At 34.4% G+C, this 19,736-nt stretch carries 17 protein-coding genes and 1 tRNA gene; 6 read left to right on the forward strand and 12 right to left on the reverse strand.

Annotated features, from left to right (window positions below):
- Positions 1-184: 184 nt before the first annotated feature.
- The 6 genes from aroC to QZ136_RS05165 form a co-directional block, all read right to left on the reverse strand.
- On the reverse strand, positions 185-1,288 hold the full coding sequence (gene aroC / locus QZ136_RS05140; RefSeq protein ID WP_291401062.1) for a chorismate synthase: 1,104 nt from the start codon (positions 1,286-1,288) through the stop codon (positions 185-187).
- Positions 1,289-1,664: 376 nt separating this feature from the next.
- Positions 1,665-2,906: a 3-phosphoshikimate 1-carboxyvinyltransferase gene (locus QZ136_RS05145; protein ID WP_291401065.1), complete on the reverse strand. Its 1,242-nt coding sequence runs from the start codon at positions 2,904-2,906 to the stop codon at positions 1,665-1,667.
- A 5-nt stretch (positions 2,907-2,911) separates the two neighbouring features.
- A complete protein-coding gene (locus tag QZ136_RS05150; RefSeq protein WP_291401067.1) occupies positions 2,912-4,012 on the reverse strand; it encodes a chorismate mutase in 1,101 nt (366 codons plus the stop codon).
- A 70-nt stretch (positions 4,013-4,082) separates the two neighbouring features.
- Positions 4,083-4,910 (reverse strand): prephenate dehydratase, encoded by an 828-nt coding sequence (locus QZ136_RS05155; protein WP_291401069.1) that lies wholly within the window; start codon positions 4,908-4,910, stop codon positions 4,083-4,085.
- Positions 4,911-5,093: 183 nt separating this feature from the next.
- The gene (gene aroB / locus QZ136_RS05160; protein WP_291401071.1) at positions 5,094-6,155 is read right to left on the reverse strand and encodes a 3-dehydroquinate synthase; all 1,062 of its coding nucleotides are present in this window, start codon (positions 6,153-6,155) and stop codon (positions 5,094-5,096) included.
- Positions 6,152-6,358 carry an RNA-binding S4 domain-containing protein gene (locus tag QZ136_RS05165; protein ID WP_291401073.1) on the reverse strand — a complete coding sequence of 69 codons (207 nt, stop codon included), beginning with the start codon at positions 6,356-6,358 and terminating at the stop codon, positions 6,152-6,154. Before QZ136_RS05165 ends, aroB begins: the two co-directional genes overlap by 4 nt.
- A 61-nt stretch (positions 6,359-6,419) precedes the next feature.
- On the opposite strand from QZ136_RS05165, the gene QZ136_RS05170 reads away from it, so the two are divergent.
- A complete protein-coding gene (locus tag QZ136_RS05170) occupies positions 6,420-7,613 on the forward strand; it encodes a proline dehydrogenase family protein (protein WP_291401075.1) in 1,194 nt (397 codons plus the stop codon).
- 11 nt (positions 7,614-7,624) lie between these two features.
- Here QZ136_RS05170 and QZ136_RS05175 read toward each other — a convergent pair whose 3' ends face one another.
- The gene (locus tag QZ136_RS05175) at positions 7,625-7,954 is read right to left on the reverse strand and encodes a DUF962 domain-containing protein (RefSeq protein ID WP_291401077.1); all 330 of its coding nucleotides are present in this window, start codon (positions 7,952-7,954) and stop codon (positions 7,625-7,627) included.
- Positions 7,944-8,588, reverse strand: a complete 645-nt coding sequence (locus QZ136_RS05180) for an HAD family phosphatase (RefSeq protein WP_291401079.1) — start codon at positions 8,586-8,588, stop codon at positions 7,944-7,946. The genes QZ136_RS05175 and QZ136_RS05180 overlap by 11 nt, the downstream gene beginning before the upstream one ends.
- Before the next feature lie 295 nt (positions 8,589-8,883).
- On the opposite strand from QZ136_RS05180, the gene QZ136_RS05185 reads away from it, so the two are divergent.
- A tRNA-Ile gene (locus tag QZ136_RS05185) sits at positions 8,884-8,957 on the forward strand.
- A 249-nt stretch (positions 8,958-9,206) separates the two neighbouring features.
- Here the strand turns inward: QZ136_RS05185 and QZ136_RS05190 are convergent.
- Positions 9,207-10,385, reverse strand: coding sequence for a hypothetical protein (locus QZ136_RS05190; protein WP_291401081.1), 1,179 nt, complete (start codon positions 10,383-10,385; stop codon positions 9,207-9,209).
- A 763-nt stretch (positions 10,386-11,148) separates the two neighbouring features.
- Here QZ136_RS05190 and QZ136_RS05195 point away from each other — a divergent pair.
- The 3 genes from QZ136_RS05195 (at position 11,149) to QZ136_RS05205 (ending at position 15,441) form a co-directional block, all read left to right on the forward strand.
- Entirely contained in the window at positions 11,149-12,255 is a 1,107-nt protein-coding gene (locus tag QZ136_RS05195) for a DUF4172 domain-containing protein (RefSeq protein ID WP_291401084.1), read from the forward strand.
- Positions 12,256-12,545: 290 nt separating this feature from the next.
- Entirely contained in the window at positions 12,546-14,522 is a 1,977-nt protein-coding gene (locus QZ136_RS05200) for a DUF2779 domain-containing protein (protein ID WP_291401086.1), read from the forward strand.
- 61 nt (positions 14,523-14,583) lie between these two features.
- The gene (locus QZ136_RS05205) at positions 14,584-15,441 is read left to right on the forward strand and encodes a hypothetical protein (protein WP_291401089.1); all 858 of its coding nucleotides are present in this window, start codon (positions 14,584-14,586) and stop codon (positions 15,439-15,441) included.
- A gap of 651 nt (positions 15,442-16,092) precedes the next feature.
- On the opposite strand, the gene QZ136_RS05210 is transcribed toward QZ136_RS05205, so the two are convergent.
- The 3 genes from QZ136_RS05210 to QZ136_RS05220 all read right to left on the reverse strand — a co-directional run bounded on the left by QZ136_RS05210 (position 16,093) and on the right by QZ136_RS05220 (position 17,765).
- A complete protein-coding gene (locus QZ136_RS05210) occupies positions 16,093-16,500 on the reverse strand; it encodes a hypothetical protein (protein ID WP_291401090.1) in 408 nt (135 codons plus the stop codon).
- 575 nt (positions 16,501-17,075) lie between these two features.
- Complete coding sequence (locus QZ136_RS05215) at positions 17,076-17,222, reverse strand: hypothetical protein (RefSeq protein ID WP_291401093.1); 147 nt, start codon at positions 17,220-17,222, stop codon at positions 17,076-17,078.
- A gap of 153 nt (positions 17,223-17,375) precedes the next feature.
- Positions 17,376-17,765 (reverse strand): hypothetical protein, encoded by a 390-nt coding sequence (locus tag QZ136_RS05220; RefSeq protein WP_291401095.1) that lies wholly within the window; start codon positions 17,763-17,765, stop codon positions 17,376-17,378.
- Between the two features lie 221 nt (positions 17,766-17,986).
- On the opposite strand from QZ136_RS05220, the gene QZ136_RS05225 reads away from it, so the two are divergent.
- The gene (locus tag QZ136_RS05225; protein WP_291401096.1) at positions 17,987-19,318 is read left to right on the forward strand and encodes a hypothetical protein; all 1,332 of its coding nucleotides are present in this window, start codon (positions 17,987-17,989) and stop codon (positions 19,316-19,318) included.
- Positions 19,319-19,736: the final 418 nt, after the last annotated feature.

The raw sequence follows: 19,736 nt of genomic DNA on the forward strand, positions 1-19,736 counted from the left end.
TCTAGAGGGGGTAGGGGGAGGATTGATAATTAATATTCCTGCTAACCAGCTTCCAACCCCTTTTATTCCCCCGCGCGCGGGGGATACTGTACGCCTATCCACCCTTAGTAAATAATGTGTCTTTATCTCTGTTGCAATGCTTATCGTTGAGCATAGCCACTTTTAGAAGGTGCAGGTGATTGAATTAAACCCTAACCACCTTATCCCTCAACAAATGATCTGCTAATACCAAGGCAGCCATCGCTTCTACAATCGCAACGGCACGTGGAACCACACATGGATCATGGCGGCCTTTGCCTTGCACATTGGAGCTATTACCTGCCGAATCAAGGCTTGGCTGACTTTGCATGATGGTTGCAACCGGTTTAAAGGCTACACGGAAACTAATATCCATCCCATTGGAAATACCACCTTGAATACCACCCGAAAAATTTGTTAATGTTTTAAAGTTTTGAGCTTTTTGGCCTTCTGCTGGCGGAATAAAAAGATCGTTATGTTCTGATCCTCGCATTTCTGAACCATCAAAACCAGATCCATAATCAAAACCATGTACGGCATTGATGCTCAACATGGCTTTTCCTAAATCCGCATGAAGCTTATCAAAGACAGGCTCTCCGAGTCCTACGGGACAGTTTTTAACGATGCAAGATATCTTACCTCCAATCGTATCACCCTCCAATCTGATGTTATCAATTAGTTCGATCATTTGATTTGCCGTTGCCGGATCTGCACAACGTACAATATTGCTTTCGCGAATTTCAAGCAGTTCTGAAATTGAAATTTGTGCTAATTGGGGAGCATTGATAGTTCCAACAGCTGAAACATGACCAAATATTTCTATTCCATGATGTGCCAATAATAGCTTTGCAACTGCCCCTGCAGCCACTCTTGCGGCTGTTTCGCGTGCAGATGATCTTCCACCACCTCGATGATCACGGTGACCATATTTTGCATCATATGTGTAATCCGCATGCGAAGGACGGTAGGCATCTTTAATGTGGGCATAGTCCTTTGAACGTTGATCTTCATTCGGAATAAGCATCGCAATAGGGGTTCCTGTAGTTTTCCCTTCAAAAACTCCAGAAAGTATTTGAACAGTATCGCTTTCTTTTCTTTGAGTAGTAATTTTCGACTGACCTGGTTTGCGTTTATCTAATTCTGATTGAATGAAATCTAGGTCAAGCGTTAAATTTGAGGGGCAACCATCAATTATCACACCTATAGCGGTGCCATGTGATTCTCCAAATGTGGTGATGCGGAAAAGTTGTCCAAATGAATTGCCTGCCATTTTTTTATTAGTTGTCAGTTGTCAGTTGTCGGTTGTCAGAAACATAGGACATTGAACTCTCTGATGTTAATTTTATTATCAATTTATTTTCTAATGCTTTTATTAGTTCAATGTTTTATAAGCAAAGATGCATTTATTTATAATTTAATTATTGTGTTTGTCTTTTTCCTTCCTTTTCAGGGATTTATTCGATTATGGTATTAAAATCTAAATTAATAGCCCATCAATGAATATCAATCATCCAATATAAGTTTATTCATTAACTGACAACTCGTTTCAATTATAGATGTCGTTAGCCTGACAACTGACAACTGATAACCGACAACTGACAACTGATAACCAACAACTGATAACTTCCAACCGATAACTGCCAAAGCTAACTGCCAACTCCTATCCCCGCTATCTCCAAATGTTTCCAAAAATCTGGATATGATTTTTCAACTACTAAATGATCTTCAATTTCTAGTTCTGGTAATACCATTGCTAAAGGTGCAAATGCCATTGCCATGCGATGATCATCATAGGTGTTTACATATATTTTCTTGCTTAAATCTAATCCCGAACAATCTAATTTATAGGTCTGATTTTTCTCAATTAATTGTACTCCTATTTTAGAAAGCTCTGTCTGTAAGGCATTTACACGATCAGTCTCCTTTATTTTTAGTGTCTCTAGTCCAGTAAATAAAGCATTATGTCCTAATGCAGCACAACATACAATTACAGTCTGTGCCAAATCTGGACATTCTTTAAAATCGAAAATTTTACGTTCTAACTTTTTAGCCTCCTTAATCAAAAGCACACCACCATCTTTAAATTGAGATGTGATTCCGAAGTTGGCCATAATTTCGGTGATTTTACTATCACCCTGAAGGCTATAGCCATTTAATCCCGGAAGGAATATTTGCGCTTCTTCAGATAGAGCTGCTAGGGCATACCAATAGGATGCGGCACTCCAATCGGGTTCGACACTAATTTCTGCTTCCTTGAATGCTTGACTTTCAATAATTATCTCATTATCAATCCATTGGTGCCTAATTCCCGCTTGCTCCATCATCGCCAAAGTCATTTCAACATAAGGTTTTGATGTAAGTTCCCCCTCAATAATAAGCTTTAATCCCTGCTCTAATTTAGGGGCAATCAGCAATAGCGCCGAAATATATTGACTGCTGATATTTCCTTTAATCTTTACTTGATCGGTTTTTTGTTTTAGCGGACCACTAATCAATAGGGGAGGAAAGCCCTCATTTTCAGTGTATTGAATGTCGGCACCCAAGCTTTTTAATGCATCAACCAAAATCCCAATAGGACGTTGCTTCATACGTGCAGAACCTGTAAGCGTTATTGTCCCAGTTTGCAAAGAATAAAAAGCGGTTAAAAAGCGCATGGCAGTCCCTGCTGGACCAACATCAACAGTATTTGCCTGATTATTAGGTAATTGAAGGATATTTTTTAATGTTACTGTATCGGCAGCTTCAGAAATATTTAATACTTGAACTGCACCTTCGCTCAATGCTTCCATGATCAAAGCTCGGTTACTTTCGCTCTTTGATCCTGTAAGAGGGATGGTGCAATTCAATTGTTTTTGCCTAGTTGAAATAAGTATGCTTTTAGAACTCATGTTAATTAAGCACCTTTTTTATCATTCATAATCTCGGTTTGTTTACGGATAGACTCGCTATGAATTAATTCTAACAATTTACCAGTAAAGTTTAGGTCGAGTTTTAATGCACTAGCAAAGCTGCTACGTTTATTCATGATTTGATCCCAACGGTTAACCTGAAGAATGGTTACTCCATTATCGCGTTTGTACTCACCGATTTTTTGTACAACCTGCATTCTTTCAGCTAGTTTTTGGAGGATCTGATCATCAAGTTTATCAATATTTTCACGAAGATCAGCTAATTTATCAGTAAAATCTTTATCCTTTATTTCTGGCTTACGTAAAGTTAAAATATTCATTAAATCTGATAAAGCAGCAGGTGTAACTTGTTGTTTTGCGTCTGTCCATGCCACAGAAGGATCTAAATGTGATTCAATCATCAATCCTTGCATGTCTAAATCTAGTGCTTTTTGAGCTACATATTGAATCAATTCACGATTCCCACAAATGTGACTTGGGTCATTGATGATAGGAAGTTCAGGAGCTAACGTTTTTAATTGGATAGCTAATTCCCACATTGGTTCATTTCTGAAGGCTGTTTTTTCAAAAGATGAAAAACCTCTGTGTATAGCTCCAAGTTTGGTGATTCCTGCATTATTGATACGCTCCAATGCACCAATCCATAATTGAATATCAGGATTTACCGGATTTTTTACCAATACTGGAACATCAACACCTTTTAATGCATCCGCAATTTCTTGTACGGTAAATGGATTTACTGTAGAGCGTGCACCCACCCAAAGAATGTCAACGCCGGCAGCTAAAGCTTCTTCTACGTGCTTTGCATTGGCAACTTCCACCGCTGTAGGCAATCCAGTTTCCTCTTTTGCTCTTTTTAACCAAGTTAAACCGATGCTTCCAATTCCTTCAAACTCTCCCGGACGAGTACGTGGCTTCCAAATTCCTGCTCTCAGGACGGATACTTTGCCAGTTTTAGCCAATAAATGAGCTGTAGCTAATAATTGATCTTCTGTTTCGGCACTACATGGTCCCGAAATTAATAGAGGTTCATTTTTTGTGTCTAACCAAGTGTTTAATGGTTGTAATTTTAAGTTTAATTTCATCTTGATAATTTAATTTTCCTCGTTCCAATTCCGAGATTCAATTTTTTAATTTATTTGTTTTTTTTAATGGTTAGACTTTGTCATTTTTCAGATACTCTCCCATAATTGTAAAGTTGACCGTATGTTTCAAAACTTTACGGATGGCAAGGTCATAATCTGATTGGTTTTTCCACTCGATATCAACGTAAAAATTGTACTCATTACGTTTGCCTAAAACGGGCATCGACTGGATTTTACTGAGGTTGATTTTGTGTTCAGAGAAAATATTGAGCACTTCGGCCAACGACCCAACCGAGTTTCCTACTTGAAAGCTAAGTGATGCCTTATTTGACTCCGTGCTTCCAATAGGCTTATCTGCAAGGATTAAAAAGCGTGTAAAGTTTTTCTTGTTCGACTCAATTCTGCGCTCCATCACTTGTAAATCATATAATTTTGCAGCTAATTGATTGGCAATTGCTACGGTGTCAGTCAAGTTTTCTTCTCTGATTTTCTTGGCACACGCAGCTGTATCACTACTTTCAATGACTTGTAAATGAGGAAATTCATCAAAGAAATCACTGCATTGGCGAATAGCTATAGGATGTGATTGCACGTATTTAATATCTTTAAATTTTACTCCCGGTAGGGCAAGCAAATGCAGTTGGATGGCTAAATAAACTTCACCTACAATGGTAAAATTGTATTCCCTGAGAAGCGTATAATTGGGTAATAAACTTCCGGCGATAGAGTTTTCAATGGCCATAACCACAAAATCGGCCTTTTTATTTTTTAGTTCTTCGCAGGTTTGTTTGAAAGAATTGCATTCAACGGCTTCGATGTCTGTTCCGAAAAATTTAAATGCTGCCTCCTCATGGAATGAAGCACGTATACCTTGAATTGCTACTCTCTTTTTTTGCATTTTGTTGTTAAATAAAAAAGTCCCTGCGTTTTGGGCAGGGACTCTTTGCTAATTTCTATGTTAAGATTTATTGCATATTCTCCCCGCTCTTACTTTTAAAGTAAAAATACGCGTAGTAATATGTGTTTAATTTTGTCATCCTTGTTTTTTCAAATGTAATACAAAATTTAATTCTGTCAAAATTTAATTTTTAAAATTAGAATAAAAATCTAAACTCTCTATAATCTCCTCTTCGCTACAATAACTATCAAAATTGCAAGCTCCAATTTTACTTAATAATGAAAAGCTAATTTTACCTGCCGTATTCTTTTTATCATTCTTCATGAGCTCAAGCAAATCGCTGTAGCTTGATTTAGCAACCTTGTAGGCAGGAAAAACAGATCTAATGGCTTCAATAATCTCACGTAATTCTTCCTTAGATAATTTATTCTTCTTAGCAGAAAGATAGGCTTCACAGATAAATCCGATAGCAATGGCCTCCCCATGTAAAAGAGGTTTTTTATCATGCTGAAGTGAATAACTCTCTACCGCATGACCAATGGTATGCCCAAAATTTAAAATTTTACGAATTCCCTTTTCAAAAGGATCGGCTTTTACGACTTCGTTTTTAATCTCAACAGAGCGGTAAATAATATCGGAATTAAGTCCGGCGGGTTTGATAAACTTTAATTTTTCAAACAAATCGGCATCATAGATCAATCCGTGTTTAATGACCTCTGCATAGCCAGAACGTAGCTCTCGTGGATCTAGCGTGCTTAAAAAGGCATTGTGGATGAAAACCGCTTGAGGTTGAGTGAAAGTCCCGATGATATTTTTTACATTATCCATATCAATGCCCGTTTTTCCTCCTATAGAAGCATCTACTTGCGAAAGTAGGGTGGTAGGTACCTGCACAAAATCGATTCCGCGCTTAAAAGTAGAAGCTGCAAATCCGCCCATATCGGTAATTACTCCTCCGCCAAGGTTAATTAATATGCTATTTCTATCGGCACCAAAGTCGAGTAACATTTTCCAAACCCCAATGCAGAAATCAATATTTTTATTTTCCTCTCCGGGAGTAACTTCAATCACATCGAATTCAATATCGCCCAAAGCATCCTGTAAAAGGGGTAAACAATGGATTTCAGTATTGCTATCTACCAAAACAAAAACTTTGCTATATTTTTTTTCGAGAAGAAAATGTTTTAATTCTTGGAGACTGTTCTCAAAAAAAACAGAATAATTGATGCTTTCTATCGCTTTCATTTCACTTTTATTATTTGTCCGCGGCACTCCACCGTATCCCCAGATTTTACCTTTAAACGCTTGCGGAAATCTACTTCACCATTGTATTTAACTTCACCATCCGCAACCAGCATTTGCGCTTCGCCACCACTTTGTGCAATGTTTGCTGCTTTGAGCAACTGAATCATGTGGATGAATTCTCCTTCTAATGTAAAATCTAGCATAGGGCAAACTTACAAATTTTAGCTTTCGTATGTAAATGTCTCAATATTTCTAACTTTGCACATGCAAAAAATCGAGTTGAAGACTACAAATCTATCCTTTGATAATACAGAGAACGCTTTTGGCGGAAAAACAGACGCCGAACTTAAGCGTGCTTATTGGCTTTTTAAATTAATAAGCATCAATTTCTTGACTAAAATTGGTCCGCCGATAACCAATTTAGCCCTAAATATTGGCTTACCTATTAAATCTTTAATTAAAGCTACCATTTTCAAACATTTTTGTGGTGGTGAGAATATCAATGAATGTGAAGGTACAGTTAAGCAGCTTCATGAGGGAAGTGTAGGCTCCATTCTTGATTATTCGGTGGAAGGGGAGGAAGATGAGCCCGTTTTTGATGCAACTTGCCAAGAAATTATGAAGACTATCCAACATGCGGATGGTGATAATCGTATTCCTTTGACTGTTTTTAAGGCTACGGGACTCGGTAAATTTGCATTATTGGAGAAAATGGATGCCAAGCAAACTTTAGATGCGGAAGAAAGTGCAGCCTTTGAGCGATTCAAAAATAGAGTAGATCAAATTTGTAAGCTAGCACACGATTTAGATGTAAAAGTGATGATTGATGCCGAGGAAAGCTGGATTCAAGATACAATTGATGCGGTGGCTTTAGAGATGATGCGCAAATACAATCAGAAAAAGGCCATTGTTTATAATACCTACCAATTATATAGACATGATAAATTAGCTTCGCTTAAAGCGGATGCGGAAATTGCCAGCCAAGAAAAATTCTTAATGGGCGCTAAGTTAGTTAGGGGTGCCTACATGGAGAAAGAACGCAAACGTGCTCTGAGCATGAATTACCCATCTCCAATTCAAGCAGATAAAGAATCTAGCGATCGTGATTATAATCTTGCATTACAATTTTGCATTGATAAAATTGACTTGATTTCATTCGTTGCGGGTACGCATAATGAAGATAGCTGCCGTTTATTGGCCGAATTGCTTGATGAAAAGGCTATTCCTCATAACCATGAGCATGTTTATTTTTCACAGCTCTTGGGTATGAGTGATAATTTGAGCTTTAATTTATCTGCATTTGGCTATAATGTGGCTAAATATGTTCCCTACGGACCAGTAAAAGCGGTGATGCCTTATCTTTTCAGAAGGGCAGAAGAAAATACATCTGTTGCCGGACAAATGGGTAGAGAATTGCGTTTAATTGCGGTGGAGCTTAAGCGTAGGGGACTGAATTAGAATCGATTAGCTTAGAATTTTTCTTTCCCACTCAGGAGATCCCAAAACAAAATAAAGTCGGATGCAAGGCTATAAGCAGGGTATTTGAAGGTTGCGGGTTTGTTCTTCTCGAAGAAAAAATGTCCTACCCAAGCAAAACCATATCCCACAAAAGGGATGAGAATTAAAAGTCTTAAATCGTGGAAAAGTAGCGCAGCGGGAATGAGTAGAAGCACTAGCGAAGTGCCAATAAAATGTAAAATCCTACTTATAGAATTGCTATGTTCTTGAAGGTAAAGTGGATAAAATTCTTTTAATGAGCTGATTCTTTTGTTTTCCATGTCTTCTGTTTTAATCTTCATTACTTAGTAGTCCAGAGCCATATAAATAGCTTTCTAAACTCTCTTCAGGTAAAAGTAAATGCGTGTGCATACCGAGTGTGGCAGCAGTTTTTAGGTGCTGCGGACTATCATCAATAAAAAGTGTTTCGGCGGGGTTTAGTTGATGTTCTTTTAAAACAAATTCAAATATTTCTGGATTGGGTTTACGCATTTTCATGAGATGCGAATAGTAATCTTTCTCAAAAAAATGTTCGTTAGATTCCAAATTATGTTCCCTTTTTAGATAATCTATGATCCATTTATAATGTATTTCATTGTTATTGCTGAGGAGGAAAGTCCTGTATTTTTTCTTTGCTTTTAGCAGAAGATCGTGATTAGGCTCAGGCACGCCAATGAGGAGCGAGTTCCAGGCATGGTCAATTTCTGCATCAGTTAGGCTTGGGATACCAGCTACGGCGCGAATACCATCTCTAAATTCGGCAGGGGAGATAAAACCCTGTTCAAATTGATCGAAAATGGGACTGTGACCTTTATGTGCAAAGAAAGATTCTACGTTTTTGATGCCTAATTCGGAGAAACTTTGCTGTGCGCGATTAAAATCTATGGTGAAGATAACGTTACCGTAGTCGAAAATGATGTTTTTTATAGTATCCATAAACGATGCAATATATTCAATTTCTTTTTTTTGGGGATTGATTTGATGATTTTTTCTTGAATTCTGTATCAGAAAATAAGGCTTAATTTTTGTGGGATGCTTGTTTAGTCGAGAACAGGATATTTTTTACAAGTTTAAACCTTCTGTAAATCAAGCGCTTAATTTTATATTTTTTCATTTGATTTAATTCTGGAGTGATAAAAAATATCAGATGAAATAATATCCAAATTCAATTTCACATTTTGATTGAATTTGCCTAAATTTGCATTCTCAAATCTAAAACAAGATTTGAAGAGCGCCCATAGCTCAGTTGGTTAGAGTAGAAGACTCATAATCTTTTGGTCCCTGGTTCGAGCCCAGGTGGGCGCACAAAAAGCAAACTCAAAGAGTTTGCTTTTTTGCTTTTAGTCCATTTGGGCGAGATTTCATCGCCAAAAAAGTGGAGAAGCCAAGGAGGGCTCACGAAAAAAAGCAAAATGCTTTATTGATGAGAATTTAATTTGGATTTGGAGGAGTCTGGAGACTCCTGTTATTGATGAATCCGTAGAGGCGCGAAGGGCTAACTCTACAGTGGGGGCAAGCAGAATGTTTGGAATGCTCTCATAGTTATTAAATGCATTAACCACCTGTGTAAATCAATATTGCATCATAAAATCTAAAATAATCCACATTAGATTTTTTTATATTATTTAACAGAATGATAGGCATATTTGTTTCGTCAGATATACTCTTTAAATAGGAACCCACTACGATCTTGGTAGCTTTATTCTTTATGGAAAGTCCATCATTCTCGATTGGATTAGGAGTTTCATTTTTATACCTTGAAAGACAATTCACGTATTGTACCCCAATTAGTGAGGTATTGTTTTTAAAGTACTCTGACTTCTGCACTAAGGAGCTAAAGGAATTACCATCCTCTGGAAAAATATGTGCCTTTCCAAAACTTCCCATAAATATTGGCTCTTTTACCGTTCCTGTTTCTTGTAAAATTTGTACGGCATAGTTTAATGTACTTATCATATCCCCATCTCTTCTTCCAAATGGAATTTTATTTGGTGCATTAATAATTAGCATATAATCTAAGAATATATCCCCAAGTGCTTTTGCTATCTCACTTTTATATTTTTGGGTCTCCGTCAAAAGTTTTTCATTCTGCATAATTAGATATTTTACGTTACCAATATCGGATTGCTTTATCTCTTTAAGTATCTCTATAATAGACAATGGAAGTTTATCTTTTCCAAGCCTCATGAAATATTCCATTGCTACAACATACTCCCTGGTTCTATTCTTGTCTATTTCGAAATCAATACCTATGTAACGAATTCTATTATTTCTATCCTGTTTTATATTATATTGATATAAATTTTTAATTCTTTCATAAAATTTTGCCGTATCTACCATATTTGTCTGATCATATCCATCAAAATCTGCCAATATTTTAGTATCCCCGTATTTAAGAAATAGGTTCATTCCGAATGCAAATGAATGATTTAGTTCTATCAGAAAGCAGTTAACCTTCTTTTTTTGATGTAATGATCTAACTAAATCATTCCTGATAAGGTTGTTCATTTTTACCCAGTGAAGTTCATTCATTAGGTAGATTCTTTTTTGAGGCAAAAGATTGGCCAAAGAATTTATTAAGTCTGGTATCTCCTCTATTTTAGCGGAATTAACAATTACTGAATCTTCTTGTTTAATTAATTTACCTTGCGAATTTGCATTAGAAACAAAACTAAATATCGTTAAAAACACAACTGTAAGTATAGTAAAGTTAAATTTTAAAATACGAGCCATTTACTAAAGATTATGAATAAAGAATAAACAGGTCGGTTTCCTCCCCAGTTTTTAATTGCTAAAAAATTTCTTGATTTTCAGTATTGAAAATATGAACATTTAGAAACGGAAATCTATATTAACAAGAGCATACTAATATTAAATAAAGATATACAAAAAAAATGTATCTTAAAAGTTAAGAAACCTAAAATTGAAAGTTTCTTGACAATGATCTAAAATTCTAATTTGCAAAAAAATTAATTAGTTCGATTCTTGAAGGATCTTCATTAAATGAATCGATCAGATTCTTCAGCCCAGCCATGTTCATATAAACACTGGGCTACTCCGTCAGAATCACCTTGCCTTATAAGTCGTCAACAAGTATTAGCCAAACTACATTCGTGACCAATTGACAAAAAACCGGCATTAATCGATTGTTGTTTCTTTGGACTTAATTCAGAAATCTCAATTTTTTTAAGAGATAGTTTATTTTTTTTTCATACTATAAATTTTTAATTGTGATGAAAATTAAAAAAATATTTAATTCCAGTAGCGTCCGATAAAAAATAAACGTTTAGCCTAGACCACTCCGTTTATTCATACTTTTAAGTTACGACACTTTCAAGCATGAACAAATCTAAGAACTTTAGCGGTCTGGAGACTCCAATTATTTGCAAACCCTTAGTGACGCTGGCGCTGAACAAAAGGATAGTTGAGCCGATTATAATCTTTAATCGGCTCAATATTTTATTATATTTGAGCCGAATAATAAAATAATTGGCTCATGCAATATTTTTGGCAAGACAGTAAGTTTCCAGAATTCAAATTTAAGATAGAGGAATTCATTAGTAAAATACAAGAATTTGCTACCGGTTTAGGTGAGCTAAATGGCTTATTTGTGAATGTATCGGAAACCAATAAAAATGAAATTTTACTTCAAGTTATTTTGTCTGAAGCATTAAAAACTTCTGAAATTGAGGGTGAGTATTTTAGTAGAATAGATGTATTGTTTTCATTGCAAGCCCAATTGGGGCTAGTCAATATTATTAATCCCGCTAAAAATAAAGGAGCCAAGGCTATTTCAGAGTTGATGCTACAGGTTCGTAAGGACTATCAAAATCCTTTAACATTGCAAATGTTGAAAGATTGGCATATTACCCTGATGAAATCAGATAAAACTGTAAGGGAAGGAGAGTGGAGAAGTTCTACTGAGCCGATGCAAATCATTTCGGGTCGTGCAGGGAAAATTGAGGTTCATTTTGAAGCTCCACCATCAAAAGATTTGCCCCATTTATTAACAGATTTTGAAAGCTGGTATCAAAATTTTCCCTACCATGAAATAGGACAAATCGGTCGAGCTATGTTACGCTCAGCTTTAGCACATTTATACTTCGAGACATTACACCCTTTTGAGGATGGAAATGGCAGAATTGGTAGAGCGTTATCAGAAAAAGCCTTGGCAGAAACTTTAGAAAAACCAATAATTATTAGTCTATCGAAAAGAATAGAAGAAACAAAAAAACAATATTACCAAACATTAAAACTTAGTCAAAGAAGTCAAGACGTAACTGATTGGCTACATTATTTTTTCCAAATTATTATTGATGCACAAAAAGAGGTAAAGGAAACAGTATTATTTGTAATAGAAAAAGCGCAATATTTTGATCGTTTTAATAATCAATTAAATGATCGACAGCTCAAAGTCATCCAAAAAATGACAGATAAAGGTAAGGACAGTTTTGTGGGTGGGATGACTGCAAAAAAATACATGCTAATTTGTAAAACTTCAAAAGCAACTGCTACACGAGATTTACAACATCTGTTTGAAATAGGAGCAATTTGCAGAGAAGGCGAAGGGCGTAGTGTGAAATATCTTGTAAATTGGGGATAATTGGGATTTAGAGGAGTTTGGAGAACCTCGTTATTTGTTAATCTTTAGTGACGCTTGTGTTGAACAAGAGGACAATTGGGCTGAAAGTAAGGGGGTGGCTCGATTCTCCCTTTATTTGCTAATCCTGCTTTTTTGCTACTGCTATATTTTTTGTTTTAAGGATCTTTTCAATACGTTCCAATACGTTCCATAACGTAATTCACATACTTTTATTGTTATTTAATTAGTAACACGATTAGATTTGGTTTGAACAAATTCATTTATAGTTCAATCACATCTAATTTTTACACATGAAAACACCATTAACTAAATCCTTTTTTATGAAAGGATTACCTTGCACAGAAAAACTAAAACTTACTTTAGAGAGATCAGAAATTAAAAATGATGAAAATTCATTTTTAAAAGCTTTAGCACAGGGTGGATTTCAAGTAGAAGAATTAGCTAGAATGCATTATCCTGATGGAATTTTTATTGATACTAAACCTGGTCAATATGAAAAGGCAGCAAAATTAACTAAGGAAGCACTAGAAAATGAAAATGTAGTGTTATTTGAGGCTGCATTTTTGGTAGATGGATATTTTATCCGAACAGATATTTTAGAAAAGAGGGGTAATAAAATCAAAATCATTGAAGTTAAGTCTAAGGCTTACTCCCCTGATGATAAATTTTTAACTGCTGCTGGAACGATTAATGCAAAGTGGGAGGATAATTTATGGGATTTGGCTTTTCAAAGTTGGGTGCTTAAAAAGTTTTTATCTAGTGGTGATTATGAGATAGAATCAGTATTTCTATTCGTTGATAAAACTAAAAAGGCAAGTATTGATGGAATGAATCAATTATTCAGAGTCCCTGCTAATGGGAATCCAAGAACAGGAATAATCAGACGAGTGGAACAATTAAAAGATTTAGGTGAATCGATTTTAATTGAAGTAAAAGTTCCAGATGAAATTATTGAAGATATTCATGTAGGTAATCACTATCACAGCGTTGATGGTGCTATGATGTTTGCAAAAGCAAGAGACCTTAGAGACTATGTAAAGGGTAAGGATAAATGGTCTACGCCCGATCCAACTTATAAGAAGTGTAAAAGTTGTGAATTTAGAACTGAACTAGCTGAAGATGGTGAAGAGATTCTTTCAAAATGCTTTGCTACTGCTTTAAGAGTTCCAAAATTATATCCTGAATCTATTTTGAAACTTCCAACTATTTTTGAAATCTGGGATTACAGAAGTGGACCTTCTGGTCGTTTAAAGAGAGATAATTTGTTTTTAGAAGATCTAACTGCAGAGGATTTAAACGTATGCCCAGAACCAGGTAAAATATCACGTACTGATCGTCAATGGCTGCAGGTGCAAAAGTCAGTTAAGAAAGATAATTCGGTTTATTTTGAAGCTGAGGGATTGAAAAATGAGATGAAAAATTGGCAATTTCCTCTTCATTTTATCGATTTTGAAACTAGTGGTGCTGCTTTGCCTTTTATGAAGAATTTAAGTCCTTTTGAACAGGTGGCCTTTCAATTCTCACACCATGTTGTTTTGGAAGATGGTACCATAGAACATCAAACAGAATTCATTAGCAATACTCCTGGCGAATTCCCTAATTTTATTTTTGCTAGAGCGTTATACAGTGCTTTAAAAAATGATAAAGGAACTATTTTTAGGTTTCACAATCATGAAAATACCATTCTTAATGTTATTATTAAACAATTGCAGGATAGTAGTGAGCCCGATGCTGAGGAACTAATCAGTTTTCTCAAGACAATAACTGTATCATCTAAAAATAGCGCATCAGAATGGAATGGCGAAAGAGCAATGGTGGATCTTCATAGAGTGATTAAAGATTATTATTACAATCCTTCTACTAAAGGGTCTAACTCTATAAAAGATTTGTTGCCAGCTTGCTTAACTAGTAGCTCTGCTCTAAAGAATAAGTATAGTCAGACCATTGGTAATCTTAAACTGACTAGTAAAAACTTTGATCCAAATCATGTATGGCTAAAGTTTGATGGAGGAATAATAGAAAGTCCTTATAAAATGCTACCTCCTTTATTCGAAAATTGGGAGTCTATAGATATGGAAGATACAATTTCTGAAATGGATTATCTTGCAGACGGTGGTGCGGCACTAATTGCTTATGCCAAATTACAATATCAGGACATGAGTGACAAAGAACGAGACGAAATTACCAAAGGATTGCTAAAATATTGTGAATTAGATACTTTAGCAATGGTGATGATTTATGAACATTTGAGGGAGTTGGTCAATTAAAATATTGAATTATAAATATTGAATCTATTTTCAACAACATTTTGAATTAATATATAAAAATATGGATCAGCTAATAAAACTCGGTTTTACAGAATCGGCCCAAATAACATTTGAAACTGAATTTAAAATAAATTTTCTCAAAAATGAGGCCGCGACAAATATTCTATATGCTTTTGTCTTAGTAGATTCAGAGAATATTTCAGATTGGAAAGTGTTATATATTGGACATACACGAAAAACTTTCAAAAACCGAATGTATGGATATCAAAGAGGAAATGGGAATGGTGTAAATAACCGCCTGCATAATGTGGTTAAATCTTATTTGAAAATCCAAAACAAACAGGTTAAAATTTATTGTTTAACGGATCAATTAAACTTACTGGTTCAGAGTATAGAATTAGATTTGGCTGCTGGTTTAGAATATTCGTTGATAAGTTATTATGTTGACTATAATTCTGAACAAGGCTATCCTGAATTAATAAATATAGCAGGCAATAAAAATTACAAAAGCAGTAGCGTTAAAGAATTGGAAGAATTGGTTAAGTTAGAGAAGGAAGAGGAAGAAGAAAGTTATACCGCGCAAGATCAACCAGAACATACTTTAAAAAATAAAACTTTTTCTTATTGTTTGAATAAAACATATTGGGAAAGTCCTTTCCTAAATATTCCTTCTAATCTTTCTGAATATTTTGGAGATAATGGTGATACTGCTGTTTTTCATTTTTATAAAAATAAAAATTTGGTAAAATCAATACCTGTAATTATTAATCGGAATGCAGTCAAAAATGGTTCACCACGTTTTTACCTTAATGGGATAGATGGTAAGTGGTTTCAGGATTGGAAGCATCTAAATTTTGAAAAGGGCGAGAATACTAACGTAAGTATTATATCTAAAAATAACTTGGTATTTAATTATTAATATTAGAATTAAAAATAAATAGAGAAGCGGCTAATGAGATAAATTGATTTGCAGAGCGTCTTTTGCCTTGGATGGCAAGGGAATTAATTACAATGACACAGTTTATTTAACATACCAGAACCTTTTTGATTCAGTTTTTAAAAAGTAATAAGCTAATTATCTTTACTATTTCTGTATTCTTGTATCTCATCAAATATAGTTTTAATAATTGAGTAGACTATAGGGGCTAATAACGAGAATAAACAAATATAAGCCAGTATTGAGCTAACATTACTAGTGTCGCCACCATCCCAAATTGTAAACACATAAATAAATACGATAATACAAGCAAAGAAAAATACATGAAAAAAAACTATGATTCCAATTCCAGCTGAAGTTAAAATATTTATTGTTAGCCTCAATGGAACCACTATTAGTAATCTAGTTATAATCCATTTTCTACATATTTTTATTACGATATTTAATATATCCTCAAATATCTTAAAGGTAAATATTATACCTGCAAATAAAATTATTGACCAATAAATTAAAGCATAAATTAACATAAATAAAATTTCAGTTTATGATACCTTTAGATAATATTTTGCCTAATACTTAAAATCAATAAATATAATTGACGGTATTTTTTTAAAAAACTATGTATTTATCATCTTATTTTTCAACCAAATTCTCCAATAAATCATTGGCTTTTTGTCCCTTAAATCTAAATTTCGCAGTGAACTTTCTAGGATATGCCCATAATGGGTCTAAATCAGGGTTTTTGCTTTCACAGAAGACAAATTCAATTTTAAAGTAGTTTTTCAACTGTTTAATAGAGTAAATCTCTTGAATTGTCAAAGTTGGTTTATTGTTATAATTTTTGTCAAGACCAAATTTCCAAGGCGTATTGGATTCAGATTCTTTAAAATCAAATGGGATTTCTAAGTAATATGATTTATTCTCATGAATTAAATAAGTATTTATTGTTTGTTTATCTGTTGAATATGCTTTGAAATTTGAAATAGGATCAGAGTGATATTGAATGATACCAAATCCTTTTAAGCTATTGGGATCTTTCATAAAAACTACTAATAGTTATAATTCTAAGCTTTATTATTCCAGGAATGAATAAAGGTGTTTTTTGGGAATAGTTGATAGTTTCATAGGCTTAGGAGTTTTAATTATTGATAATAAAGTTATTTGGTTGATATTTTTAATTACTTTCAGTATTAATTATTGCGATATTGCCAATTATTTCAATTATCAATAATTATTAATGTTAATTTTTTGTTTAAAGAACACAGCGTCCATAAATACTTATCGATGGGTATATTGCAGCGTTACTACTGCCAATACCAAGCTCTTTCGAAGATGTAAATACGCTATTTAGATATACTTAACTATAACCAGTATGATGGAAATTTCCCGGTATTAGCAATTGGTAGTTAATAACGTAGAGCTCCTCACTCAAGGATGATTTAAGTGTTTAAGTAAACCCACCTGTATAATCTCTACTGATCGAACTAAATTTTTCAGCAATCTGTTTAGCCTCTGTACTTAATCAAAATCTTTAGGGCATGGATTATTTTATTTAATATATTACTTCCATGCCGAAAATTGTTGTCCTGAATTTTACCAAGCCAAGTGCTATCTAATTAACCCTGTGCATAGACTTTATTGAAGCCATCGGTAATTACCCAACTTTTTTTGTGTGGTCTCGCCCACTTGTCTAATTCTGCCATAGCTTCTGCTGGTGTTTTAAAATGTCCTTTGTAAAACCCGTTAATTGTTAATTTGTACATGATTTTGAATTTTAAATTACTCCTACTTATTAGGCTTTTCGGAATTTGCCCCGTTTTTTTAAGTGGTATCTGGACTCCACTTTTTATTGAAAGAATGTTAAAATGGAAAAAGATTTCCCCAGATGAAGACCATAAAAGTTAATTTTTGGATTGTTAATTTTTAGGAGAAAACTCAGGAAACAGATTACTCAATGCAGTAATCACTTCAGGAGCAGCTCCAGTTTTAATTCCATTATTTTCTTTAGTTAAAACTTCTTCAGCCATTTTTTTTGCTGCAGTTAACCCTTCCTCTTGTTTTTGGTTATCGCTGCTTTGAAGTAATTCAATTATGTCATTCAATTTTTGGGATATAATTCTACCTGCTTCTCGTCTTCTCTCCAACATCTGTGTAATTTCATCCAAGGCTTTATCTCCAGTGATTGAGGTGTTATCTTCTCCATATTTGAAATTGTGGTAATCAGATTGATTCCTATTAGCTCTTTTTTTTAAATTTAGAAATAAGAATAGGCCAATAATTATTAGAAGTCCGAAAAAATAAATCATATAATTTTATTTGAATATTGTCTTTAAAAAGTACTTAAACAGAATACAAGTTGTTATTAAATCATTTGTTTAGAATGATTCATAGCTGTGATTCAAATTTCTTGCAATCCCCCTAAACCCCACCAAACAATTACGTGAATTACGTTCCGTAACGCATCGGAACGGGTTTAACTTTTTTCGTTTGTTTTAATTTTATAGATTCATGGTTCTTATTTATATCTATGAATTATTACGGGGGCATATTTTTAATTGCAATTGTTTTTTTTGGGGCTAGTTTTTCATTTGCGCAAGAGCAATATTTTGAATGGGTGAACCCTAAAACCACTTTACGTGAGCGGATTGATATTAGGGATTATACCCATACAAAAGAAGATTCAAGTGGTAATTGGGTTACTGGAGATTTAATTAAAACATCTATTGCATCCCCAATTGGGCAGAAAATTGATTCTGACGAAAATAATTATTTCAATTTGAAAGATGGCAATCAAGTACTTTTTACAAGGAGTGGGACTCAGAATGTATTTATTTACGATACAAAGTTAAAATCACTTAGCCGTCTCGATAAAACAAGCTATGGTGGATATAATTTCTTCGCGACTCAATTTATTAGAAAGGATACTTTGTATAGTGCCGGTGGCTATGGATTTTGGAATTTCCACAATAAATTAACCTATTTTGATAAGTCAATGGGGGAGTGGGAAATGATTAGAACTTCAGGAACAGGCCCCAAAACAATAGTGAAAGGCTACCAAGGTTATGAAGCTGAGGAAGATGTGTTTTATTCTGGAGCTAGTGAAGACGAAGCCAGGGAAGTATCCATAGACAAGTTTTTCTACCCTTCCTTTTTTAAATATGATTTTAAAACGTCCACTTGGGAGGAGTTGGGTGAAATAAATTCAAAACTGCCATACAAAACAAATCGCGATATTTTCTGGACAGGCAAATATTTCCTTCAGGCAGACCAAGATAAATTATTTATTATCGATCCATCTGCCAATTCAGTTTTTTATTATTCAGATATAAAACAAATTCTACTGAGGGGAAATCATATTTTTATAAAAGGCGATTCCGTTTTTGTTTATTGGGATAGCAAAAAAAATATTCAAAAATTCTCAATTTCAGATGTATTGAGTAAGTCAAAAAGGATTGGTGATTTTTATTCTAAACCTAGTTATGTTCTTTATTCAGGTATTTCATTGATTTTATTATTGATTCTTACATCTATTTATTTTAATTGGAAAAAAGTTAGAAGATGGAGAGTGCAAGTAATTTTGGATCAGCAAGAGCTAGTTTTATTTGAAGCTCTTCTTAAGTTGGATGCAGGGTCTTATTTAAATGGAAATGAAGTTAATGATTTATTGGACTTGTATGGTAAAAGTTTAGAGAGTCAGCGGAAGGTGAGAATGAATGTTATTAATCAACTGAACTTAAAAATTAAACAGAAGTTTAACATCAATGATGCAGTCCAAAGAATTGATGATCCGAGCGATAAACGCTATAGACTCTATTTTTTAAACCCACGGTTCTTATCTATGCTAAAAAAATCGAGGTAAAGCTTTATTGATTTTAATATTTAGCTGCATTTGATTGTTCCTAATTTGATTATTGTGTAAGACGGACTTTCTTGCGTCAATTTGAGATGTTTTTTCTGCGTTATTCTGCGTAATTTGTGGGAGAAATTTTTTGAGTGTTTTGCAGGTATCTAGGCTTTGGAGTAAATAAAATTAATTTATCAGATGTTCCAAGCCTAAACGCAGAAATTGTCTGAACTGTGATTTATTTGATTGCGGAGATGCTGGTTTGTAAAAATAAATAACATGACTTCAAGAGCCGGGCTTCGAGAGCCTCAGCCACCGGGCTTCGAGTACCTCAGCCACCGGGCTTCGAGTACCTCAGCCACCGGGCTTCGAGAGCCTCAGCCACCGGTTGTATGATTTTTTGTCTCCCGCAGATGTTGCGGAATATCGCAGA

Origin of the sequence: Daejeonella sp., assembly GCF_017495225.1 — a bacterium.
Taxonomy (GTDB): domain Bacteria; phylum Bacteroidota; class Bacteroidia; order Sphingobacteriales; family Sphingobacteriaceae; genus Daejeonella.